At 57.6% G+C, this 22345-nt stretch carries 23 protein-coding genes; 10 read left to right on the forward strand and 13 right to left on the reverse strand.

Annotation, left to right across the window (positions count from 1 at the left end; all coding sequences use genetic code 11):
• Positions 1-179: 179 nt before the first annotated feature.
• Together D9K61_RS11655 and D9K61_RS11660 are read left to right on the forward strand one after the other, a co-directional pair.
• A complete protein-coding gene (locus D9K61_RS11655; protein WP_162946843.1) occupies positions 180-1067 on the forward strand; it encodes a sulfotransferase domain-containing protein in 888 nt (295 codons plus the stop codon).
• A gap of 149 nt (positions 1068-1216) precedes the next feature.
• On the forward strand, positions 1217-2089 hold the full coding sequence (locus D9K61_RS11660; protein WP_120633419.1) for an S-methyl-5'-thioadenosine phosphorylase: 873 nt from the start codon (positions 1217-1219) through the stop codon (positions 2087-2089).
• Positions 2090-2122: 33 nt separating this feature from the next.
• On the opposite strand, the gene D9K61_RS11665 is transcribed toward D9K61_RS11660, so the two are convergent.
• Positions 2123-2866 (reverse strand): hypothetical protein, encoded by a 744-nt coding sequence (locus D9K61_RS11665; RefSeq protein WP_120633420.1) that lies wholly within the window; start codon positions 2864-2866, stop codon positions 2123-2125.
• A gap of 246 nt (positions 2867-3112) precedes the next feature.
• On the opposite strand from D9K61_RS11665, the gene D9K61_RS11670 reads away from it, so the two are divergent.
• Positions 3113-3742: a LysE family translocator gene (locus tag D9K61_RS11670; protein ID WP_120633421.1), complete on the forward strand. Its 630-nt coding sequence runs from the start codon at positions 3113-3115 to the stop codon at positions 3740-3742.
• Between the two features lie 9 nt (positions 3743-3751).
• On the opposite strand, the gene D9K61_RS26935 is transcribed toward D9K61_RS11670, so the two are convergent.
• Positions 3752-3925, reverse strand: a complete 174-nt coding sequence (locus D9K61_RS26935; RefSeq protein WP_162946844.1) for a hypothetical protein — start codon at positions 3923-3925, stop codon at positions 3752-3754.
• Between the two features lie 248 nt (positions 3926-4173).
• On the opposite strand from D9K61_RS26935, the gene D9K61_RS11675 reads away from it, so the two are divergent.
• Positions 4174-4713, forward strand: coding sequence for an adenine phosphoribosyltransferase (locus D9K61_RS11675; protein WP_120633422.1), 540 nt, complete (start codon positions 4174-4176; stop codon positions 4711-4713).
• Between the two features lie 159 nt (positions 4714-4872).
• Complete coding sequence (locus tag D9K61_RS11680; protein ID WP_254055749.1) at positions 4873-5121, forward strand: hypothetical protein; 249 nt, start codon at positions 4873-4875, stop codon at positions 5119-5121.
• Here D9K61_RS11680 and D9K61_RS11685 read toward each other — a convergent pair.
• From D9K61_RS11685 to coxB, 11 genes are all read right to left on the reverse strand, one after another.
• Complete coding sequence (locus D9K61_RS11685) at positions 5090-6505, reverse strand: FAD-binding oxidoreductase (RefSeq protein WP_120633423.1); 1416 nt, start codon at positions 6503-6505, stop codon at positions 5090-5092. The two genes, D9K61_RS11680 and D9K61_RS11685, sit on opposite strands and share 32 nt — an antisense overlap.
• 38 nt (positions 6506-6543) lie before the next feature.
• A complete protein-coding gene (locus D9K61_RS11690; RefSeq protein WP_120633424.1) occupies positions 6544-7362 on the reverse strand; it encodes an MBL fold metallo-hydrolase in 819 nt (272 codons plus the stop codon).
• Between the two features lie 122 nt (positions 7363-7484).
• A complete protein-coding gene (locus D9K61_RS11695; protein WP_120633425.1) occupies positions 7485-8069 on the reverse strand; it encodes a GNAT family N-acetyltransferase in 585 nt (194 codons plus the stop codon).
• The gene (locus D9K61_RS11700) at positions 8069-9331 is read right to left on the reverse strand and encodes a pitrilysin family protein (RefSeq protein ID WP_120633426.1); all 1263 of its coding nucleotides are present in this window, start codon (positions 9329-9331) and stop codon (positions 8069-8071) included. The genes D9K61_RS11695 and D9K61_RS11700 overlap by 1 nt, the downstream gene beginning before the upstream one ends.
• Positions 9328-10716: a threonine synthase gene (thrC, locus tag D9K61_RS11705; RefSeq protein ID WP_120633427.1), complete on the reverse strand. Its 1389-nt coding sequence runs from the start codon at positions 10714-10716 to the stop codon at positions 9328-9330. Before thrC ends, D9K61_RS11700 begins: the two co-directional genes overlap by 4 nt.
• Positions 10713-11390: an SURF1 family protein gene (locus tag D9K61_RS11710; RefSeq protein WP_120633461.1), complete on the reverse strand. Its 678-nt coding sequence runs from the start codon at positions 11388-11390 to the stop codon at positions 10713-10715. The genes thrC and D9K61_RS11710 overlap by 4 nt, the downstream gene beginning before the upstream one ends.
• Before the next feature lie 165 nt (positions 11391-11555).
• The gene (locus D9K61_RS11715; RefSeq protein ID WP_120633428.1) at positions 11556-12371 is read right to left on the reverse strand and encodes a cytochrome c oxidase subunit 3; all 816 of its coding nucleotides are present in this window, start codon (positions 12369-12371) and stop codon (positions 11556-11558) included.
• 22 nt (positions 12372-12393) lie between these two features.
• A complete protein-coding gene (locus D9K61_RS11720) occupies positions 12394-12969 on the reverse strand; it encodes a cytochrome c oxidase assembly protein (RefSeq protein ID WP_120633429.1) in 576 nt (191 codons plus the stop codon).
• On the reverse strand, positions 12969-13130 hold the full coding sequence (locus tag D9K61_RS26940) for a hypothetical protein (RefSeq protein WP_162946845.1): 162 nt from the start codon (positions 13128-13130) through the stop codon (positions 12969-12971). The genes D9K61_RS11720 and D9K61_RS26940 overlap by 1 nt, the downstream gene beginning before the upstream one ends.
• Entirely contained in the window at positions 13127-14083 is a 957-nt protein-coding gene (cyoE, locus tag D9K61_RS11725) for a heme o synthase (RefSeq protein ID WP_120633430.1), read from the reverse strand. The genes D9K61_RS26940 and cyoE overlap by 4 nt, the downstream gene beginning before the upstream one ends.
• Positions 14084-14169: 86 nt before the next feature.
• Positions 14170-15081 (reverse strand): cytochrome c oxidase subunit II, encoded by a 912-nt coding sequence (coxB, locus tag D9K61_RS11730; protein ID WP_120633462.1) that lies wholly within the window; start codon positions 15079-15081, stop codon positions 14170-14172.
• A 176-nt stretch (positions 15082-15257) separates the two neighbouring features.
• Between coxB and tldD the strand changes: the two genes are divergently transcribed.
• The 5 genes from tldD to D9K61_RS11755 all read left to right on the forward strand — a co-directional run bounded on the left by tldD (position 15258) and on the right by D9K61_RS11755 (position 22307).
• On the forward strand, positions 15258-16679 hold the full coding sequence (gene tldD / locus D9K61_RS11735; protein ID WP_120633431.1) for a metalloprotease TldD: 1422 nt from the start codon (positions 15258-15260) through the stop codon (positions 16677-16679).
• Positions 16680-16919: 240 nt separating this feature from the next.
• Complete coding sequence (dprA, locus tag D9K61_RS11740) at positions 16920-18053, forward strand: DNA-processing protein DprA (RefSeq protein ID WP_120633432.1); 1134 nt, start codon at positions 16920-16922, stop codon at positions 18051-18053.
• A gap of 185 nt (positions 18054-18238) precedes the next feature.
• Entirely contained in the window at positions 18239-20878 is a 2640-nt protein-coding gene (gene topA / locus D9K61_RS11745; protein WP_120633433.1) for a type I DNA topoisomerase, read from the forward strand.
• Between the two features lie 98 nt (positions 20879-20976).
• Positions 20977-21681: a CoA transferase subunit A gene (locus D9K61_RS11750; protein ID WP_120633434.1), complete on the forward strand. Its 705-nt coding sequence runs from the start codon at positions 20977-20979 to the stop codon at positions 21679-21681.
• A complete protein-coding gene (locus D9K61_RS11755; RefSeq protein ID WP_120633435.1) occupies positions 21681-22307 on the forward strand; it encodes a 3-oxoacid CoA-transferase subunit B in 627 nt (208 codons plus the stop codon). The genes D9K61_RS11750 and D9K61_RS11755 overlap by 1 nt, the downstream gene beginning before the upstream one ends.
• Positions 22308-22345: the final 38 nt, after the last annotated feature.

The raw sequence follows: 22345 nt of genomic DNA on the forward strand, positions 1-22345 counted from the left end.
ATGCGCAATACGCATGGCTGTGATGCATGGTCCGCTTCCAAACCCAAAGCAGACCTATCTCAAAAACACCGTAAGCAGTGACTATAGTTCCTCGGCTTGCAATGAGCAGCCGTTATTTTGTTGTGTTCTTCCGTTACTCTGCCTTTCTTGATCAAGTCCGCATGCAGGAGAAGTCAGACATGACGAAGCGAAAGCTCTACCTCGGCCCTCTGACCGACAACAGACGTTGGGATATGGTCGACATCCGCCCAGACGATGTGTTCGTCGTGACACCTCCGAAATGTGGAACGACCTGGATGCAAACCATGGTTGCTCTGCTGTTTTCTGGCGATCCCGAAGTCGAAACGGAGTTGTCCGTCAAAATGCCCTGGGTCGACATTCGCATCCGTGAGATGTCAGAGGTTGCCGATCGGCTCGAAGCCATGCTGCATCGGCGCAGTATGAAAAGCCATACACCGATGGACGGGTTGCCGCTGGATGATCAGGCACAATACATTTGCGTGTTTCGTCATCCGCTTGATGCGCATTTCTCGTATCGTAAACACCTGCGCAACATCCCAATGTCATGGTTCGATACGTGGTACCCCGAGGATGATGCTGACGGCATCACCTTCCGCCGTTTTTTGGATGGCGGAGCAGAAGGGTTCGATGGTGATGCAATGCCTCTCGCCCATATAATTCAGCATTACAAAGCTGCCACCGCCGTTGCTCATCGATCAAACGTGTCCCTTTTCCACTACGCGGACATGACGCGCGATTTGACGGGCACCTTTACCAAACTGGCTGATTTATTGGGCGCATCACATTCAACCACGGTCATGGATCAACTTGTTCAGGCGGCAACCTTTGACAATATGAAAGCCAATGCGGCACGCTTTGCCCCGTCAGGAGGTAAGGGGTTTATGAAATCAGACTCAGAGTTTTTCCACAGCGGTACCAGCGGCAAGTGGCGCGAAAAACTCACAGACAAAGAGTTGGCGGCATACAACGCTATGATGGACGCGCATCTTAAGCATGAAGATCGCACCTGGTTGGAACATGGGTCATATGGAACTGCGGCGTTGTGATCCATCTCATCCGTGGCGGACCACTCAAAACGACCCTCAACGGGCAAGATATTGAACAAAATGGGAACGACACCGGCCAAGTGCTACTTGCCAAATGAGCAAGTGAGACGCAGATAGGTCTGAACGGATTCATCAAGCGGAGACGACACGTGACCCAAACTAAAATCGCCGTTATCGGAGGATCGGGCATTTATGACATCGACGGTCTGGAAAATGCCGAATGGGTTACGGTTGAAACACCGTGGGGCGATCCGTCAGATCAGATTCTGACCGGGTCGCTGAACGGAGTGGGCATGGCCTTTCTGCCCCGTCATGGGCGCGGCCATGTGCATTCGCCGACCGAGGTGCCCTATCGTGCCAATATCGACGCGTTGAAGCGGCTGGGCGTGACGGATGTGATCTCGGTGTCTGCCTGCGGCTCGTTTCGCGAACATATGGCGCCGGGGGATTTCGTGATCGTCGATCAGTTCATCGATCGCACTTTCGCGCGCGAAAAAAGTTTTTTTGGCACCGGGTGTGTGGCCCATGTCAGCGTCGCCCATCCCACCTGCCCGCGCCTGAGTGATGCGTGCGAAACCGCGGGCGAAGCGGCAGGGATCACCGTCCATCGGGGTGGAACCTATCTGGCCATGGAGGGCCCACAGTTCTCCAGCCTCGCCGAATCCAAAATGTACCGCGAGCAATGGGGGTGTGATGTGATCGGCATGACCAACATGCCCGAAGCGAAACTCGCCCGCGAAGCAGAGCTGTGTTATGCCTCGGTTGCCATGGTGACAGACTACGACAGCTGGCATCCCGAACACGGAGAGGTCGACGTCACCGCCATTGTCGCGACTCTGACCGGCAACGCCGAGAAAGGCCGGGCATTGGTCAAAGGCCTACCGGGGCTGCTGGGGATCGATCGCACGGCTTGTCCACATGGCTGCGATCGGGCGTTGGAATACGCGATCCTGACCTCTCCGGAAAAACGCGACCCCGCCTTGTTGGCCAAGTTGGATGCAGTGGCTGGGCGCGTTCTTTAGCGGCCCAGTTCCCACGTCGGGAATGCGGCGCGTTTATTCGATGCGCACCAATTCCCAATCCGCTTTTACGCGCGTCAGCCAACCGATCTTAAGAACCTGATGTTTCGGCGTCGGGTTCACGCATTGCGCGCCACAATCTTTTGCGATGATGCTGGAGCGTGACAATTGCACCAGCTCAGGTCGATCGGGACTGTCTTTTGGGAAATAGACCATGTCGACGATGTACACCGACTGATCAGGCATCCGCACGCGCTCAATCACACGGTCCAAGCACTCGCGTTCGAGTTTCGAGTTCAACTCGGCACTGCGATAGATCTTGTTGTATTCCCAAACCACCCGCGCGTCGTCCAGATTCATGTTCGCCAGGATTTTCTCACCGACAAACTGCCCGACCTGAGAGATCGCGTCGTTAAAACCCTTCCCCCACTCGTTGATACCAGCGAACCGCACCGGAGCTATCGGGTAAGAGTCGGCCATGTGCAGCTTGCACAGTTTGATGGGAAAGAAATCGCCTGTGGAATGATCAAACGCATACGCGTCGCCCGGATTGGGGCTATCCAACCGATGCGCCGGGATACTGTGGCGATCATACCGCAAATCCGCTTCGTCTGCATCCAGAATGAGCGGCGCACAGACCGCTACAACCGCGATCACGCCTGCCACTGCAAGCAGGTAGCCCGCGCGGGACCGCACTGCTTCTCCAATACCAGACAGGTTCAATGCTGCACCGTCGGACAACACAAGTTGCCCCCGCAATCCGAATACCCGTTTGGGCATCCTTGGGCATTAACACTTACAGGAACGAGAAAAATAAGGAGCAAAAGCCCCGCTGCAAACCACTTCATAAGAAATACTCCAACTAAAATAAGGGTCAATTTTAACATAAAACGTAGGAAAAAGCGACTCGATGGCGATTTTGTGGATCTGGTCCGGTGGCGCTTGTGCGTCCCTCTGGATTGACTTTGAGACAGACCGTGTCTTAGCTGACGGAAATTGTCGTGGAATCCGGGAGTTGCACAAAAGATGTCTTTAGATCTCTGGCTTACATTTGTCGCAGCCTCGACTGCCCTTCTGCTGATCCCCGGTCCAACAGTATTGCTGGTACTCAGCTACGCTTTGTCCAAAGGGCGCAGCGTTGCGGTGGCATCGGCGACTGGGGTCGCAGCAGGCGATCTTGTGGCAATGACCGCGTCGTTGCTGGGATTGGGCGCGCTGGTACTGGCCTCGGCCACATTGTTTTCTGTGCTGAAATGGGTAGGTGCGGCCTATCTGGTATGGCTGGGCATCAAATTGCTGCGCAGCGCGCCGTCAGGCGGCCTTAGCCCTGTTGAAACCGGGCAAAGCGTGACCGCGCGCAGCGTCTTTGGCCATACCGCCGCCGTGACCGCATTGAACCCAAAATCCATCGCTTTCTTCATTGCCTTCGTGCCGCAATTCCTGCGCCCTGCCGACCCGTTAGGTCCGCAATTTGCCATTCTGATCGCGACGTTTGTCGGGCTGGCCTGGTTGAATGCCCTGGCCTATGCGCTGTTGGCCGACCGATTGCGCCGCATGATCGGACGCTCGGGCGTCATTACGGCGATGACCCGGTTCGGTGGGTTGACCTTGATCGGGATGGGTGTCGCGACGGCTATCCTGCGTCGACCAGCCTGACACAGACCACTATTCCTCGGCGTTTTCTTTCATGAAACTGCGGATAAAACGGCGGATTTCCCGCGCGGCCGAGGTATCCAGCTCCTTGCAGAGATCGACAAATGCGTCACGCTCATCTTTGTCCAATCGCAAGACCAACTGACTGTTTTTCTTGGTAGATACCTTACCGTCTTTTTTTGCCACGCGCCTTGGTCCCGTCAACAACTTGATTCTTTTTTATATGCATTGTGTATACATCGCATAGAAGATGTAGATATCAGGCACATAACAATAAAATTGGATGATGGCAATGAATCTCAATGTCGCTCAGGCGTTCCTTTTGCGCGACCAGCGCAACTGGCGCAAATAGACCCTCAGGGGATTCTTTTCTTGCATGATTGACCTCAATGGGCCAAACAGCCCCGCGTGTTTTGACGCCAAAGGGTTGCCTCATGTCCAGAAACAAGACGGTCAAAGACTATATCCGGACGATTGTCGATTTCCCACATGAAGGGATCATGTTCCGCGATGTCACGACCCTGTTCGCCGATCCGCGCGGATTTCGCGTTGCGATTGATCAGATGCTGCACCCTTATGCTGGTGAGCGTATCGACAAGGTGGTCGGCCTTGAAGCACGCGGATTTATTCTGGGCGGCGCCATCGCGCATCAGCTCAGCGTCGGATTTGTCCCGATCCGCAAAAAGGGTAAGCTGCCCGGCACCACGATCAGCCAGGATTACAAACTGGAATATGGCGAAGCGATCGTCGAACTCCACGATGACGCGATCCAGCCTGGTGAGAAAATTCTGGTCGTCGACGATCTGCTGGCCACCGGTGGCACCGCAGCCGCGGGGATCAAGCTGATCGAACGGCTGGGCGGTGAGATTATCTCGTGTGCATTCATCATCGATCTGCCGGAATTGGGCGGCCGTAAAGTGCTTGAGGATATGGGCATGGATGTCCATGTCCTGTGCGAATTCGAAGGGCATTGACGCCTCTGATTTCATAAACTTGTGAGTGGATGATCGCAAAGCCTATGGCTTAGCGCGCTTTCAAGCATGAATACTGCTGTTGCCCGGGATCTTATTGTGCAGCCGCTCCGTATCCCTGTTGATGCTTCATGAAGCCTTTCAATTCAGGGAGATTACATCATGTTCCGCAAATTCTCTGTCGCCAGCGTCGCTTCGACCCCGTTCAGCACATCTGCCATCGCCGATGGTCACGGGAGGGACATCGTGGACACCGCCGTTGCAACCGGCGGCTTTGAGACCCTTGTTGTTGCCGTTCAGGCCGCCAAACCGGTCGACACGCTGGACGGTGATCCTGCCCGCGAACATCCGAACACGGCTCGGTCCAGCCAGACCGTGTTCACCCTTTCAGCACAGCACCGGGATTCATGATCCCTTTGGGATCAAGCGCGGCCTTGATGGCCCGCATGGTGCAGAGCTTGACCGGATCGCCGTAACGCTCCAGATCAGATGTTTTCAGACGTCCTATCCCGTGTTCCGCGCTGACGGACCCATCGAACGCATCCACAAGGTCATGCACAGCGGTTTTGACCAAGCTGCGTTCCTCTTCATACTCCGACCGGTTCTGACCTTTCGGGGGGAACACGTTGTAGTGCAGGTTCCCGTCCCCCAAATGACCAAAGCAATTGATCCGGAACGGGCCAAGCGCGCTCACCACGTCTGCGCCTTGCCGGATGAATTCAGGGATTCTTGAAATCGAAACCGAGATATCGTGGCTCGACACCGATCCGATCAGACGATTGGCTTCGGGGATACACTCTCGCACCGCCCACAGATCGGCCCGCTGCGCTTCGCTTTGGGCGATGACCCCGTCGCTGACCAGTCCTTGCGCCTCGGCGCGTTCAAAAATGGCTGTAAGCGCTTCGGTAGGCGATAGGCCCTTTGGCAGCCCCAGTTCAATCAACACACACCAATCGGGTTTGACCTCAAAGGGTTGGCGAACATTCGGCAAGACCTCGGTCAGGAAATCCAGCCCCTGCCGGTGGATCAATTCGAACGTACTAACAGTTTCCCCCACCTGATCGCGCGCAGCTGCGAGCAGATCAATCGCTGCCTCTGGTGACGGCACCTGAAATATTGCGGTCCCAACTGCGGCCGGACGCGGGAACAGTTTCAGCGCGGCGGCGGTTATGATCCCCAGCGTGCCTTCGGCCCCGATCAGCAGGTTGCGCAAGTCGTATCCGGTGTTGTCCTTGCGCAAACGGCTGAGGCCATGCCAGATCTGACCATCAGGCAACACAGCTTCCAGCCCAAGGCACAGGTCGCGCGCATTGCCATAGCGCAAGACATTCACCCCTCCTGCATTGGTAGACAGGTTGCCCCCGATCCGGCAGGACCCTTGCGCGGCCAAAGACAGCGGAAACAAGCGATCAGCCGCTTCGGCGGCATCCTGCACGTCGGACAGCACAGCACCCGCGTCGGCCACCAGAACATTCTCGGTGGGATACACCGCCCGAATGGCGGTCATCCTTTCAAGCGAAATCAGCAGCGGTGCCGGGCCACTGGTCATCACCTGCCCACCGACCAATCCCGTTCCCCCGCCGTAAGGCACCACCGGCACCTTTGCCGCAGATGCAAGGCGCACCAGCGCGGCAACGTCTTGCACATTGCGCGGCAGTGCCAGCAGACCGACATGGCCCGCAAACCGGCCCCGAGGCTCGGCAAGGTAGCGATCAGATACCGGGCGCAAAACATCATCGCCCAGTTCTGAGCGGATCAAGGCGGCAAGGCGGTCATCAGCGGGATTCAAAACCATACCCCTTCCTTGCCCAAGACACGCCCGGCCGACAAGCCCTATTCCAGCTCGATCAGATAGCGCGGCTCAAGCACAACGACAGTGGGCCGGTCTGGCAAGGTGCCGAGAGATACAGTGATTTCCGAAACCCCATCGCGTTCCACTGGAAAATCGTTGCGGATGTCGGCAAGAAATCGATCCAGAGAAAACCCTGAAAACCAGTGCATCGGAACAATGACCGAGCTTTTCAAGCGTTTCAGCACCGTGATCATTTCGGGCAGCGGCATGGTTGTGCCGCCATCCACAGCCGCCATCACCACGTCCAGCCGCCCCAGAGCGGCAAATTGTTTATCCGACGGAACATGGTGCAAATGGCCGAGATGCCCAATGCACAGACCTTCGACCTCGAATACAAAGATCGAGTTACCACGCTCCTCAACCCCACCATAGGCTGATCGGATATCCGTCGGCACATTGCGCACCAGCATTTCACCCAGATCGAGGTGATGCTCTATCCCCTGCCCAAACTCTCCCCACCCCGGCAAAACATGCGGGATGGCCGGATCGGGGTGCGCCGTCCAGTGGGTGTCATGAGCATGGTTCATGGTGACGATGTCGGGGATCAGCTCCGCGCTGCCGATGAAGCCAGTGAAATCGGTCACGGCAGTCAGCCCACCTTGGGTCTGAATCAGAAAGGATGCATGAGCGATATAGCTGATCCGAACGGAGTATTCAGGAACCGGATCACCCCACGCCGCCTTGTGCAGGTATTCAATCCCCGGTGCTGAATCCGCGATGGCAACGCAATGGCTTGGCCGACGCTCCTGGGCCATAGCTCCGCCCCCGATCACCATCAATACCGCAACTATCCATCGCATAAGGCAAGTGTAGCGCATAGCGACTGTAAGTCATGTCCCTTGTTCATCTGGCCAAAAACATCCCGGGGGAGATGCGGCTTGCCGCATCGGGGGCAGCGCGCCCAATAACCTTCGGACAGTGCCTACCCCGCGTCGGTGCGGCCCCGCCGGTCCGATCGCAGGCTGGCGTACAGAACATGCGTGCGCCACCGCCCGTTGATCTGCAGATACGATTGTGCCACGCCTTCGTATTTGAATCCGGAACTCTCCAACAACCCGCGCGAGGCGGCGTTTTCGGGCAGACAGGCGGCCTCAATCCGGCTGAGGTCGAGGCGGGTGAACGCATGGTGCAACACCGCGCCAATGGCTTCGCGCATGTATCCCTGACGAGCAAAAGACTGACCTGTCCAATACCCTAATGTCCCGGCCTGCGCGGGCCCGCGGCGGACATTGTCCAGAGTGATCGCTCCCAGCAGCACATCATCGGACCGGCGAAACAGGAACAGCGGAATCGCTGTTCCGCTCGCGACCGAGCGCTGGGCCCAATAAACACGGTTGGTGAATGACTTGCGGGTCAGGTGATCCCTGGCCCAGATCGGCTCCCACGGGGTGAGATAGTCTTTGGACGACCGCCGCAATGCCGCCCAATCGTTGAAATCGGAATGCACCGGCGGGCGCAAGCTCAGGCGCTCGGTTTCGAGTTTCAGCTTGCGTCTGCCTAACAGCATCACGCCGCGCGCCTCTCCTGCAATTCGGCCAGCGTAGGCGCGCCCGAGACCGGGCCATACAGCGCCAGTGCTGCCGGGGCCTGAACAGCCATATTTTCAGCAAAGGCGCGCACGTCTTCGGTGCAGACCGCGTTGATCTTGGACACCGTGTCTTCAAGCGAAGGCACCTGCCCCCAGATCTGCACCAGACGAGCCAGACGCTCGGCCCGGTTCGACGGGCTTTCCAGCCCCATCAGCATCCCGGCTTTCATCTGCGCGCGAGCGCGGGCGACCTCTTCTTCCGTCATGTCTTCGGCGGCGCGCTTCATCTCATCGATGGTGATGTTGGCCAACTCGCTGACCTGATCCGCGGACGTCCCCGCATAGATCGTTGTTGTGCCGGTATCGGCATAGGCGCCGGTTTGGGCAAAGATCGTATAGCAAAGCCCCCGCGTTTCACGGACTTCCTGAAACAGACGCGAGGACATGCCGCCGCCCAGCGCGGTCGAATAAATCTGCGCTGTGTAGATCGCATCGTCGCGATAGCCCGGGCTTTCCAGCGCCAGGGCGAAATGGGCCTGTTCCAGTTCTTTGTCCTGACGCGCTTCGCCACCCGTGAACCGAGCGGCCTCGGCGATCAGCCCCTTGCGTGGTTGAAGGTGACCGAACATCTCTTCGGCTGCTTTCATCAATGCGTCGTGATCCACAGCGCCTGCGGCGGACAAGATCATTTGTTCAGGGCCATAATGTTCCGCGACAAACCCCGACAGATCCTCTTTCGAAAACGCGCTGACTCGCTCGCTCGGGCCGAGAATAGTCCGGCCCAGAGGTTGGTCGTGATAACTCTGCTCTTGCAGCCAGTCAAAAATCACGTCGTCGGGCGTATCATAGGCCTGACCGATCTCCTGCAAGATCACGCCCCGTTCGACCTCAATCTCACGCGGATCAAAGATCGGGTTCAGGACGATATCACCGATGACATCCATCGCCAGCGCCACGTCGTCTTTCAAAACGCGCGCGTAATAAGCCGTCACCTCGCGCGAGGTATAGGCGTTGATATAGCCGCCCACATCCTCAATCGCTTCAGCGATTTGCAAAGCGGATCGCCGCTTGGTTCCCTTGAAGGCCATATGCTCAAGGAAATGGGCGATGCCGTTCTGTTCGATCCGCTCATTGCGCGCACCGGCGGTTACCCAGATACCGATGGCCGCTGATTGCAGTCCCGGCATATGTTCACTGACGATACGAAATCCGTTCTTCAGTTGGTCTTGTCTGACAGTCACTCGGCGATATGCCCTTTGATATGATCCTCGAGGATGCCCAGATCATTTGCAATGCGGGTCACCCGTTCCGGACGTTCATACAGATCAGACATGCGAGAGGGAAGAGGCGGATGTACGCTGCTGGCCTGCTCGACCGCAGCCGGGAATTTCGCGGGATGCGCGGTGGCCAACGTGATCATTGGAACGTCAGCCGTGCGGTGATCCTCGGCCACTTTGATCCCGACAGCGGTGTGTGGGCAAACCAGTTCTACGCTGTTGGCTAACGTGGATTTGATCGTCACAAGAGTTTCCTCTTCGGACACCCGTCCGGAATCGAAACTCTCGCTCAGGGCTTGCATCGCGCCTTGGCTGACGTTGAATCCACCCTGTTTCAATTCATCCATCAACTGCGCAACAGCTGCTCCGTCCTCGCCATAGGCATAAAACAGCGCGCGTTCAAAATTCGAGCTGACCTGGATATCCATCGACGGGCTGATCGAGGGGATGGTATCGCCCTTGAAATACCCCTGCCCCGACAGGCAGCGATGCAGGATGTCGTTCTGGTTTGTCGCAACCACCAGACGGTCAATCGGCAAGCCCATGCGCTTGGCAAGGTAGCCTGCAAAGACATCCCCGAAGTTTCCGGTAGGCACGGTAAAGCTGACCTTGCGATGCGGTGCACCCAAGCTGACGGCAGCAGAGAAGTAGTACACGATCTGCGCCAGCACCCGGGCGAAATTGATCGAGTTCACCCCGGCGAGTTTCACGCCATCGCGGAAATCGAAGTCGTTGAACATGTCTTTCAAGGCGGCCTGACAATCGTCGAAATCACCATCAACCGCCAGTGCGTGTACGTTGCTGTCGGCGGGCGTCGTCATCTGGCGGCGCTGCACCTCGGATACGCGGCCGTGGGGGTACAGGATGAACACATCCACAGCGTCCAAGCCCCGGAACGCCTCAATCGCGGCCGAGCCGGTGTCACCGCTGGTTGCGCCGACGATGGTCACGCGATCCCCGCGCCGCTTCAGGGCCACCTGAAACAGTTGACCGATCAACTGCATGGCAAAATCCTTGAAGGCTAGTGTCGGCCCATGAAACAGCTCCAGCAGGAAGTGGTTCTCGTTCAACTGCTTCAGCGGCGCACGGGCATCGTGGTCAAAGCCTTCATAGGCTCGCGCGATGATCTCCTTGAACTCCTCCTCCGCAAAAGATCCGCTCACATACGGCCACATCACCCGAAAGGCGATGTCCTCGTAGGACAGACCGGCCAAGGCAGCGATCTCGTCTTGTGACATCACTGGGATTTCGGCGGGGACATACAGGCCACCGTCGCGGGCCAGCCCGGTCAGCATCGCTTCTTCAAAGCTCAGTTCGGGCGCTTGCCCACGGGTCGAGATGTATTTCATTGCGTTTCACTCTCAGACGGGGCGCGGCTGCGCCACAGAAAATACCCGGTCATTGCGGCCCAGACCAGAGCCAGACCAAACCAGGTCACCGCGTATTGCAGGTGGTCGTTCGGAATGCCTGCTGTAACGACAGGCAACGGGGTGATTTCGGGGTCGGTTTGCGAACGTGCGATCAACAACACTGGCTCGGTTCCTAGGCTATCGGCCAAAGCAGGGACGTCGCGGGCAAACCAGATGTTTTCATCCGTATCCGGCTCGGGCGTATAGCTGTCGATCTCATCCGGCCAATGCAGATTGCCTGTGATTTCCATCTCACCGACCTGACGCGCGGTTGACTTGGCCGTGGTCGGCACAAAGCCGCGGTCTATGAGAATCGTGCGGTTGCCCGACCTGAACGGGGCAATGATACGATATCCGGGACCAACCTGTTTGACCGAGACCAGAACATGGATTTCCCTCGGCAGCATCTCTCCGGCCATAGAAACCGGTAGATAACGATGCGCTTCAGGATCAATTGCGTCAGGCAGATTTGCCGGGTCCCCGGCGATACGGGTGTCGATATCCGCCAGCAAACCTTTTTTCCAATGCAAACGTTGCACCTGCCATGTGCCAAGCGACAGCAGGATCGCCAGGCCGGCAATTCCGAAGATCAGCAGGAACAGGATACGGCGCATTTCGAACCCGTGTTTGTTGCAGTTAGGCGTCAGAACCGGCGCCTTGTTAAAGTCTGCGCAGACGTAAATGCAACCGCGCAATTGTATGGGGCGCAATCTTGCGCCCCGGATAGAGAAAAAGCCGCCCCTTGAGGCGGCTTTTGCAATTGGATAGCCTGACAGGCGTTACATCAACGGGGCCTGGCCCCAGATGTAGACGGCGAAGAACAGGAACAGCCAGACCACGTCCACAAAGTGCCAATACCAGGCAGCGGCTTCAAACCCGACGTGCTTTTCTGGCGTAAAGTCCCCACGCAGCGCCCGGATCAAGCAGACCGACAGGAAGATCGTTCCGATAAGGACGTGGAAACCGTGGAAACCGGTTGCCATGAAGAAGTTCGAATAGAACTGATCATCACCAAATTTCCAGCCTTCATGGGCCAGCAATTCGTAATACTCAAACGCCTGCAGGGCGGTGAATGCGACCCCAAGGACAATACCGATGGCCAAACCGTTGATCAGCGCCTTGCGATCATTGTCATGCACCAGCGCATGGTGTGCCCAGGTGATGGCACAACCCGAAAGCAGCAGGACCAGCGTGTTGATCAAAGGCAGGTGGAACGGGTCGACCGCGTGAATATCCGGCTGGATGTATTCTGTGCCGGCATAGTCGTACATCGGATACATGCGATGTTTGAAGAACGACCAGAACCAGGCAAAGAAGAACATTACTTCGGACATGACGAACAGGATGAACCCGTAGCGCAGGCCGATGCGGACAACCGGAGTGTGATCCCCCTGACGGCTCTCAACGACAACCTCAGACCACCAGGCGAACATGGTATAAAGCACGGCAATCAAGCCCGCCCAGAACATCCACGGAGTAACTCCGTGCATCCAAAGGACGGCTCCGAACAGCATCACAAAGCCACCAACAGCGCCAATCAATGGCCAAATCGATGGGTTCAGAATATGGTAGTCATGGTCTTTAGCGTGTGCCATCAGCGTCCCTCACCTACAGGCGTTAGTTCGTTTTTTTATCGGACTGCGCGTCAAGGGCGGCATAGCCCTCGGGCAGGTCAATTTCGTAGAATGTATACGACAGAGTGATCGTATGCACATATTTGGCTTCAAGATCTTCGACGATTTCAGGATCGACGAAGAAACTCACAGGCATCTCAACCCGTTCCCCCGGTTGCAGCACCTGCTCTTCAAAGCAAAAACAAGCGATTTTTTCGAAGTACCCACCGGCCGAATATGGCGTCACGTTGTAGGATGCCTGTCCAGCAATGGGGCGGTCGGTCGGGTTGTAGGCCTCATAAAAAGCCAATCCGGTTTCACCAATGCGGACTTCCATCTCGCGGGCAACCGGTTTGAATTCCCAGGCCATATCCTTGGCTTTGGAGGCGTCAAAGCGAACGGTTACGGTCCGATCCAGAATGTCTTCGGGCGCGCTTTCGGCCACGCCGGTTGTGCCACCAAACCCGGTGACACGGCAGAACCAGTCGTAGAAGGGCACCGACGCCCAGGCCAGGCCGCCCATCAAGACAACCACGCCCACCGTTTGCGCAACAGTTTTCTGAGGACCGGTCAGTGCCATCAGTTCTGAACCTCTTGCGGTGCCATTCCAAAATCGGTGCCCGAGACCTTAACGACCGTCAGGCCGAAAATAATCACGATGAATGCCGCCAATGTCAGCCCCACGCCCAGATTACGTCCGAAACGGCGCTGATGCAGTTCGTGGCTTTTGCGCAAGCTCATGACCAGCCTCCCAATCCGTAGGGTTTCAGCAACGCTTCGATCAGGATCGCACCAAAATGCAGAAAGAGATAGAGCAACGACAACTTGAAGAAAGAGCGCTCGACCTTGAAGTTATCCGCTTCCGAGTCGGCTTCGGTCCGGCGCGAAATCTTCCAGGCTCCGCTTAGGAACAGCGCATTCAGGATCAGGGCGACCGTCAGATAGACTGGACCGCCGATGTTGGAGAATGCGGTGCCGACGGCCAGTATCGCAAGCAGGACAGTGTAGATCAGAATATGCGTCCGGGTTGCGCGTCGGCCATGCGTCACGGTCAGCATCGGCACGCCCGCATCGTCGTAATCCGACCGCATGAACAGCGCCAGCGCCCAGAAATGCGGTGGCGTCCACATGAAGGTCAGGGCAAACATCAACCACGGCTCAAGTGGCATCGACCCTGTGGCTGCGACCCAGCCGATAACCGGCGGAAATGCCCCTGCAGCACCGCCAATCACGATGTTCTGCGGCGTCGATCGCTTCAGCCACATCGTGTAGACGACGACGTAAAAGAAAATCGTGAAAGCCAAAAACGCGCCAGCGATCCAGTTGGTCGCCAGCCCCAGCATGATCACGGATAAACCGGACAGCGCCAGCCCCAACGCCAGTGCTTCGCCTTCTTCAACCTTGCCAGAGGGAATCGGACGACCTTTGGTGCGCTTCATCACCTTGTCTATATCCGCGTCCCACCACATGTTCAGGGCGCCCGAGGCGCCACCACCAATCGCGATGAACAAAATAGCGCAGAACCCGACAAACGGGTGCACGGGAACCGGCGCGGCCAGCAGTCCGACCAGCGCCGTGAAGACAACAAGCGACATCACGCGCGGCTTCAGCAAGGCGAAGTAATCGCCAAAGCTCGCCTCGTCCGCGCAGGGCTGCGCGGTTACGGTGCTGGCATTGATGCTTGCGTCGGTCATTTCCGGTCCTTCTGGGGCGAAAGCCGCGCGAAACTCCGCGCAGCTTGCATCTTACGTCGAGCAGGCAGTCCCTGCCCTAGTCACTGTCAGTTCGAGGCGACCTTGAAGTTTTGCGGCAGACCAGCGTATTCGTCGATCGCGCCCTTCAGCCAATCGTCATACGCTTCCTGGCTCACCACTTTGACGGTAATCGGCATATAGGCGTGGTCTTTGCCGCACAGTTCCGAACACTGACCGAAATAGATGCCTTCTTTTTCGGCTTCGAACCAAAGCTCGGCCAGACGACCAGGCACGCCGTCCTGTTTCACGCCGAAAGATGGGATCGTCCAGGAATGGATCACGTCCGACGCGGTCACCTGCATCACCACCACTTTGTTTACCGGCACGACAACTGCGGTATCGGTCGCCAGCAGCCATTCGTCCGAGCTATAGCCCGCGTCAGACAACTTGGCGCGCATTGCATCGTCCAGAACAAACGGGGTCACATCGGCATCTGCCGGGCGCTCTCCTTCGTCCAATGTCGCCGGGTGGCCCAGCAGATAGCTGTCGAACGCAAAATCATGATCGACGTATTCGTAGGTCCAGTACCACTGGTTGCCGACAACTTTGATGACGACATCGCCTTCGGGAATCTCCTGTTGCTGGAACAGAACGGGCAACGAGAAAGCGCCGATAAAGACCAGAATCACGATAGGTCCAAGCGTCCATGCGATTTCAACCGGAGTGTAGTGCGAAAAGCCCGCTGGCGTCGGATTGACGCGCTTGTTGTAGCGCACGATGCAATAGACCAGAAGCCCCGCAACAAACACACAGATCACGGTGATGATCACCAGAATCATCGCATCGAGACGATGTATCTGATCGGCAAGTACAGTGGCCGCTGGCTGAAAACCCCAACCGCCATCAACTGGCTTGCCAATAATTTCAAGCTCCTGAGCCATGGCGGGAAGGCTGGAGAGGGCTGTGACAAGCCCCGAAAGCATCAAAGCATTCTTCATGTTCTGTCCTGATCGTTTGATCTTTACGTCCCTGGCGAAAAGGTGTGAATCGGTCACACCTCACCCGTTGTCTTTGGCCGCGTTAAAAACCATATTCCGTCGGGTAGATAAAGCAAAATGCTTGCGTCAAACAGACGCTATTTTTGATCTAGATCAAACCCGAAAGGCCGCAACCCATGTCTCAAGCTCCGTTTCGCCCCTTTGAGAGCGCACTTCCGCATGACGAAGCACTGGCCGTTCTGCGGTCGGCAACAGCCGGAGCGGAAGACGGAGAGCTGTTCGTCGAGCGGCGCAAATCCGAGGCGTTGGTCTTTGACGATGGCCGTTTACGCACTGCCTCCTATGACGCATCCGAAGGGTTCGGCCTGCGGGCAGTGCAGGGAGAGGTGGCAGGCTACGCCCATTCAACCGATGTTTCGATCCCATCCCTGAAGCGGGCCGCAGAAACCGCGCGGCTGGCCGTGGGCGATGGCCGGGGCACGCTTGCCGGGGCGCCGATGGCCACCAACAAACGTCTGTACACCGACGAAGATCCGATCGACTCGGCCAGTTTCCCTGTGAAGGTTGAAACGCTGCGCGAGATCGACGCCTTTGCCCGGGATCTGGATTCGCGTGTCGTGCAGGTCAGCGCGACCATTGCCGCCGCGGTGCAAGAGGTCGATATCCTGCGCCCTGACGGCGTGCTGGTGCGCGACGTGCGTCCGATGACGCGCGTGAACATCTCGGTCATTGTCGAACAGAACGGACGTCGCGAAAGCGGCTCGGCAGGTGGCGGAGGCCGCGTTGGTCTGAGCGGGTTGATCGATCCAACCGATTGGCAGGACAAGGCACGCGAGGCGCTGCGGGTCGCTTTGGTCAACCTGGATGCGGTCCCTGCCCCGGCGGGCGTGATGGAAGTGGCACTCGGCCCCGGTTGGCCCGGTATCCTGCTGCACGAGGCCATCGGCCATGGGTTGGAAGGCGACTTTAACCGCAAGGGCAGTTCGGCCTTTGCGGGGCTTATGGGCCAGCAGATCGCCTCGAAAGGTGTGACCGTTGTGGATGACGGCACAATCGCGGATCGGCGCGGATCGATCTCGGTGGATGATGAGGGCACGCCAAGCTCTCGGACGGTGCTGATCGAAGATGGCATCCTGACCGGATACATGCAGGACCGCCAAAACGCGCGGTTGATGGGCGTCTCACCAACCGGCAATGGTCGGCGCCAAAGCTATGCGCACAAACCAATGCCTCGGATGACCAACACGATCATGCTGGGCGGCGACGCAGATCCTGCAGAGCTGGTCGCCGAGATCAAGGATGGCATCTGGGCCGTGGGGTTTGGTGGCGGTCAGGTGGACATCACCAACGGCAAATTCGTGTTTTCCTGCACCGAGGCGTATCGCGTCGAAAACGGCAAGATCGGTGCACCGGTCAAGGGCGCGACACTGATCGGCGATGGGCCGTCGGCACTAAAGCGAATTCGTGGTCTTGGCAATGACATGGCCTTGGACCCCGGCATGGGCACCTGTGGCAAGGATGGGCAATGGGTGCCGGTTGGTGTTGGGCAACCCACGGTTTTGATGGATGGTCTGACCATCGGAGGATCGGCCGCCTGAGTCGGAACCGGGTCCGTTTCACAAGGCGCAGGGTTAACCTTGCGCCTTTCTTCATTTGACGCACTTCTAACAAAGTCGGTGCTTCGCTGAAAGCCGTTCCAATATTTTCTGACTATTTTACAAATACATACACTCTCTTACTTCGAAAAATTCAGGAAAGATTGCGGATAATTTTTCGAGATTCACAGGGTGTTAACCCGGTCTCCCGTAAACCAGTTCTGCAATCAGGCGGAGCATCGGATGACCGAAGAGCAGCATTCTTCCAATCACCCCCCACTCCCACCCACCACGGAAGAGGACCGGTTTTCCTGGCTCCGTCTGTTGCGCTCGCGCAAGGTTGGCCCGGCAACGTTCCGGCGCTTGCTCAGCGAACATGGGTCAGCGCAGAACGCGCTGGCCGCGCTGCCTGAAATGGCACGCGCTGCCGGGGTAAAAGGGTATGAAATCTGCCCGCCCAGTGTAATCGAGGCGGAGCTCAAGGCCGCAAAAGCCGTCAAGGCGCGGCTTTTATGCTTGGGCGCCGCTGATTTCCCCAAAGCTTTACACGATGTGTCGGATGCACCTCCGCTTCTATGGGCAATTGGTGACGTCTCCATCTTAGACCGCCCAACGATCGCGATGGTCGGCGCACGCAATTGTTCCTCGCTGGGCGCAAGAATGGCGCGTGGTCTGGCCAAAGAGTTGGGGGAACAAGGCTACATCGTGGTCTCAGGACTGGCCCGCGGGATCGATACCTCGGCCCATATGGCCGCACTGAGGACGGGCACCGTGGCTGCAATGGCCGGCGGCGTCGATGTGATCTATCCAGCAGAAAACGCGGATCTGGCGCATGACATTGCGACAACCGGGCTACGATTGTCAGAGCAACCGATGGGTGTAACGCCTCAGGCGCGGCACTTTCCGCGCCGCAATCGCATCATCTCGGGGTTGGCGCAGGCCGTGGTTGTGGTTGAAGCAGCGGCAAAATCCGGCAGTCTGATTACGGCGCGGGATGCGCTCGATCAGGGGCGTGAGGTACTGGCGGTTCCCGGCCATCCCTTTGATGCCAGGGCTGCGGGGTGCAACCTGTTGATTCGCGATGGCGCGATATTGGTCCGATCAGCTGAAGATGTCATCGACGCCCTGCCGCAGCAGCAAGTCATGTATGAAGAGAAAGTGATCGCACAGCCTGTTGCCACACCCTCGCGCGAGGCAACGCCAGCGGCTCTGCATCACGAGATCCTGGCCCGGCTTGGCCCCTCGCCCATCGCCGAAGATCAATTGATCCGCGACGTTGCAGCCAGCGCCGGAGAGATTGGGCCGGCCCTGGTCGATCTGGAACTGGACGGGCGCATACAACGACAACCAGGGGGTTTGCTGGCCCTCTCGGCCTAAGGCATCGCGACGCCACGACCCGGCCTGAACACCCAAAATAGCGCCTTCATGTTAAGGCGAAAAAAGGTTGGTTTTTTAGCCCCAAATCGTTTGTCAAAAGGAACGCATTGACAATTCGATCTTGCCGCACACATTTTGCACCGCCATATAAGGCGCCAAACCCGTCGAGCGAGGTCTTCTCTTAAATGCCTGTAGTTGTTGTAGAATCTCCGGCCAAAGCAAAAACAATCAACAAGTATCTTGGCCCTGATTACACGGTTTTGGCCTCTTACGGACATGTGCGGGACCTGCCTCCCAAGGATGGATCGGTCGATACCGAGGACGAATTCTCCATGAAATGGGAAGTCGGGAATGACAGCCGAAAGCACGTCAAGGCCATCGCCGACGCGTTGATAGAAGACAACGCGCTGATCCTTGCCACTGACCCCGATCGCGAGGGTGAGGCGATCAGCTGGCATCTGCAAGAGGCGCTGACCAAGCGCCGGTCGATCAAGAAAGACACACCGGTTAGCCGGGTGACCTTCAACGCGATCACCAAAGACGCCGTGACCGAAGCGATGCAGAACCCGCGTCAGGTCGATATGCCGCTGGTCGAGGCCTATTTGGCGCGCCGCGCGCTGGACTATCTGGTGGGCTTTAACTTGTCGCCCGTTCTGTGGCGCAAGCTGCCTGGCGCAAAGTCTGCAGGACGTGTGCAATCGGTCTGCCTGCGCCTGATCGTCGAGCGCGAGATGGAGATCGAGGCGTTCAAGCCAGTCGAATACTGGTCGGTCCGCGCGCTGTTTGAAACACCACGCGGTCAGACCTATGAGGCGCGCCTTGTGACACTGGCCGGTAAAAAGCTGGACAAACACGATCTGGCGAACGCGACACAGGCGGAACTGGCGGTTCAGGCGATCACCAGCCGCGCGCTGAGCGTAACCTCGGTCGAGGCCAAACCCGCCGCCCGCAATCCCAGTGCCCCGTTTATGACATCGACCCTGCAACAGGAAGCCAGCCGCAAGTTCGGCATGGGAGCCCGACACGCCATGCAGGTGGCGCAACGGCTCTATGAGGCCGGATACATTACTTATATGCGGACAGACGGCATCGACATGGCGCCCGAGGCTGTTACTGCCACGCGCGATACGATTGCCGAGCGCTATGGCGCAGAATACGTGCCAGACAGCCCGCGGATATACAAGAACAAGGCCAAGAACGCGCAGGAAGCCCACGAATGCATCCGCCCAACCGATATGGCCCGTGACACAAAGGCACTGAAAGTCACAGATGAAGATCAGCGCAAACTTTATGACCTGATCTGGAAACGCACCATTGCCTGTCAAATGGCAGCGGCACGTCTTGAACGGACCACAGTTGAGATCGGCAGCGACGATGGTCAGGTCGGGCTGCGCGCCACTGGGCAAGTGGTGATGTTCGATGGTTTCATGCGGGTTTATGAAGAGGGCCGCGATGATGTCGCCGATGAAGATGATAAGCGCCTGCCCCAGATCATGCAGGGCGACCCTGCCCCGTTTGCCAAAACCTCGCTGCGCGATCAGTTTGCCAAGGCGACAAGCGAGAGCGGTGACAAGGTCGCAAAAGAGGCGGTCTTGTCCGACAACGAATCCGTTCTGGGCCTGCAACACCACACCCAGCCACCACCGCGCTATACAGAGGCCACCCTGGTCAAACGGATGGAGGAACTGGGGATCGGGCGACCCTCGACCTATGCCTCGATCGTGACGACGATTCAGGACCGCGAATACGTGCGCAAGGACAAGAACCGGCTGATCCCTGAAGAAAAGGGGCGCATCGTTACGATCTTTCTACTGAATTTCTTCCGTCAATATGTGGGCTATGAGTTCACAGCCACGTTGGAAGAGCAGCTGGACGACGTGAGCGCTGGTGGCCGCGACTACAAAGAGTTGTTGAGCAAGTTCTGGCGCGATTTCTCGGCCGCGATTGGCGAAACCTCCGAGCTTCGTATATCGGAAGTTCTGGACAAGCTTGACGAGGCATTGGCTCCGCAGCTTTATCCCCCGCGTGAGGATGGCTCGGATCCGCGTATCTGTCCGAAATGTGGTGCTGGTCAACTGCACCTGAAGACATCGCGCACCGGCGGGTTCGTTGGCTGCGGAAACTATCCGGAATGCACCTATACGCGGCCAATCGCCGGTGAAGGCGCGCAGGGCGAGGAACGCCTGCTGGGTGAAGACGCAGGTGATGACATCTGGCTGAAGTCCGGCCGGTTCGGTCCGTACGTGCAACGTGGTGAACCCACACCCGAGAACAAAAAGCCTCCGCGCGCCTCGCTGCCGCGTGGTTGGAGTAAAGATGACCTTGATCTGGAAAAGGCGCTGACCCTGCTCAGCCTGCCGCGCCAGATTGGCGAACATCCCGAAGGCGGTATGATCACCTCGAATTTCGGACGTTTTGGTCCTTATCTGATGCACCAGTTGGCGGATGAAGCAAAACCGGTTTACGCCAACCTCAAAGATCCCAACGATGTATTCGAGATCGGCATGAACCGTGCGGTCGAACTGTTGGCCGAAAAACGCGCCAACCCGGGACGGCGCGGTCAGGCCGCTGCCAAGCCGCTCAAGGACTTGGGCGAACACCCTGATGGCGGCGCGATGCAGGTTCTGGACGGGCGCTATGGCCCATACGTGAAATGGGAAAAGGTGAACGCGACACTGCCCAAGGACATCAAACCCGAGGATGTAACGCTGGAAATGGCGGTCGAGCTGGCCAATGAAAAGGCGGCCAAGAAAGGCACCAAGAAGAAAGCTGCGCCAAAGAAAAAGGCTGCCGCCAAAAAAGCCACCAAGAAGGCCGCCAGCTAGGCGATAGGTAGAAATACCACCACCCCCTTGGTTTCATTGACTTCCCCGTGACGTGGCGGCACAACCTGCCCATCACCATGTCATTGGGGGAGTTTTCCATGAAGAAAGTCTATGCCAATGCCGCCGAAGCGCTCGACGGGCTGCTGCATGACGGCATGTTCATCGCTGCTGGCGGATTCGGCCTGTGCGGCATTCCCGAACTGCTGCTGGACGCAATCAAGGACGCGGGCACTCAGGACCTGACATTTGCGTCCAATAACGCCGGTGTCGATGATTTCGGGATCGGCATCTTGCTGCAGACCAAGCAGGTCAAGAAGATGATCAGCTCTTATGTCGGCGAGAACGCCGAATTCATGCGCCAGTACCTGAGCGGCGAGTTGGAATTGGAGTTCAACCCACAGGGCACCCTGGCTGAACGCATGCGCGCCGGTGGCGCAGGTATTCCTGGCTTCTACACCAAGACCGGTGTGGGCACGGTGATTGCGGACGGGAAAGAACATAAGGACTTCAACGGTGAGACCTATGTCCTTGAAGAAGGTATCTTCGCAGACCTCGCCATCGTCAAAGCGTGGAAGGCGGACGATACGGGCAATCTGGTGTTCCGGAAAACGGCCCGGAATTTTAACGTTCCGGCGGCCACCTGTGGCAAAATCTGCGTCGCCGAAGTGGAAGAGATCGTTCCGCGCGGCTCACTGGATCCGGATTCGATCCACCTGCCCGGCATCTATGTGAATCGCATCGTTCAGGGCAGCCATGAAAAGCGCATTGAACAACGCACCACCCGCAAGAAGGAGGACGCATAATGCCCTGGGACCGCAATCAGATGGCTGCTCGCGCGGCGGACGAACTGGAAGACGGCATGTACGTAAACCTCGGCATAGGGATACCGACGCTGGTGGCGAACTATGTGGGTGACAAGGACATTACCCTGCAATCCGAAAACGGTATGCTGGGCATGGGTCCCTTCCCGTTCGAGGGCGATGAAGACCCCGACCTGATCAACGCTGGCAAGCAGACAATCACCGAACTGTCCCGCACCGCCTATTTCGACAGCGCCACATCCTTTGCGATGATCCGGGGCGGTAAAATTGCAGCTGCGATTCTGGGCGCGATGGAAGTTGATGAAAAAGGCGATCTGGCCAACTGGATGATCCCGGGCAAGCTGGTCAAGGGAATGGGCGGCGCCATGGACCTGGTGGCAGGCGTGGGCCGCGTGATCGTCGTTATGGATCACACCAACAAGCATGGTGATTCAAAAGTGCTGACAGAATGCACGTTGCCGCTGACAGGTAAGGGCGTGGTGGACCGCATCATAACCAATCTCGGTGTTTTGGATGTGGTCGAGGGTGGCTTGAAGATCGTCGAGCTGGCGGACGGCGTCAGCGAAGATGAAATGCGCGCCGCGACCGAAGCAAAGATCGTCAACTAATCACCGAGAAGACGTGATCAAAACGAAAAGCCCGCCGG

Origin of the sequence: Ruegeria sp. EL01 (assembly GCF_900313035.1) — a bacterium.
Lineage (GTDB): Bacteria > Pseudomonadota > Alphaproteobacteria > Rhodobacterales > Rhodobacteraceae > Ruegeria.

Coding starts and splice junctions, on each gene's coding strand:
- D9K61_RS11720 (WP_120633429.1), bottom strand. CDS start 12,969: ATGGCACTGACCGGTCCTCAGAAAACTGTTGCGCAAACGGTGGGCGTG.
- coxB (WP_120633462.1), bottom strand. CDS start 15,081: ATGAAGAATGCTTTGATGCTTTCGGGGCTTGTCACAGCCCTCTCCAGC.
- topA (WP_120633433.1), top strand. CDS start 18,239: ATGCCTGTAGTTGTTGTAGAATCTCCGGCCAAAGCAAAAACAATCAAC.
- D9K61_RS11715 (WP_120633428.1), bottom strand. CDS start 12,371: ATGGCACACGCTAAAGACCATGACTACCATATTCTGAACCCATCGATT.
- D9K61_RS11675 (WP_120633422.1), top strand. CDS start 4,174: ATGTCCAGAAACAAGACGGTCAAAGACTATATCCGGACGATTGTCGAT.
- D9K61_RS11665 (WP_120633420.1), bottom strand. CDS start 2,866: ATGCCCAAACGGGTATTCGGATTGCGGGGGCAACTTGTGTTGTCCGAC.
- D9K61_RS11755 (WP_120633435.1), top strand. CDS start 21,681: ATGCCCTGGGACCGCAATCAGATGGCTGCTCGCGCGGCGGACGAACTG.
- D9K61_RS11750 (WP_120633434.1), top strand. CDS start 20,977: ATGAAGAAAGTCTATGCCAATGCCGCCGAAGCGCTCGACGGGCTGCTG.
- D9K61_RS11685 (WP_120633423.1), bottom strand. CDS start 6,505: ATGGTTTTGAATCCCGCTGATGACCGCCTTGCCGCCTTGATCCGCTCA.
- D9K61_RS11680 (WP_254055749.1), top strand. CDS start 4,873: ATGTTCCGCAAATTCTCTGTCGCCAGCGTCGCTTCGACCCCGTTCAGC.
- D9K61_RS11655 (WP_162946843.1), top strand. CDS start 180: ATGACGAAGCGAAAGCTCTACCTCGGCCCTCTGACCGACAACAGACGT.
- D9K61_RS11695 (WP_120633425.1), bottom strand. CDS start 8,069: ATGCTGTTAGGCAGACGCAAGCTGAAACTCGAAACCGAGCGCCTGAGC.
- D9K61_RS26940 (WP_162946845.1), bottom strand. CDS start 13,130: ATGAGCTTGCGCAAAAGCCACGAACTGCATCAGCGCCGTTTCGGACGT.
- D9K61_RS11710 (WP_120633461.1), bottom strand. CDS start 11,390: ATGCGCCGTATCCTGTTCCTGCTGATCTTCGGAATTGCCGGCCTGGCG.
- thrC (WP_120633427.1), bottom strand. CDS start 10,716: ATGAAATACATCTCGACCCGTGGGCAAGCGCCCGAACTGAGCTTTGAA.
- D9K61_RS11690 (WP_120633424.1), bottom strand. CDS start 7,362: ATGCGATGGATAGTTGCGGTATTGATGGTGATCGGGGGCGGAGCTATG.
- tldD (WP_120633431.1), top strand. CDS start 15,258: ATGTCTCAAGCTCCGTTTCGCCCCTTTGAGAGCGCACTTCCGCATGAC.
- cyoE (WP_120633430.1), bottom strand. CDS start 14,083: ATGACCGACGCAAGCATCAATGCCAGCACCGTAACCGCGCAGCCCTGC.
- dprA (WP_120633432.1), top strand. CDS start 16,920: ATGACCGAAGAGCAGCATTCTTCCAATCACCCCCCACTCCCACCCACC.
- D9K61_RS11670 (WP_120633421.1), top strand. CDS start 3,113: ATGTCTTTAGATCTCTGGCTTACATTTGTCGCAGCCTCGACTGCCCTT.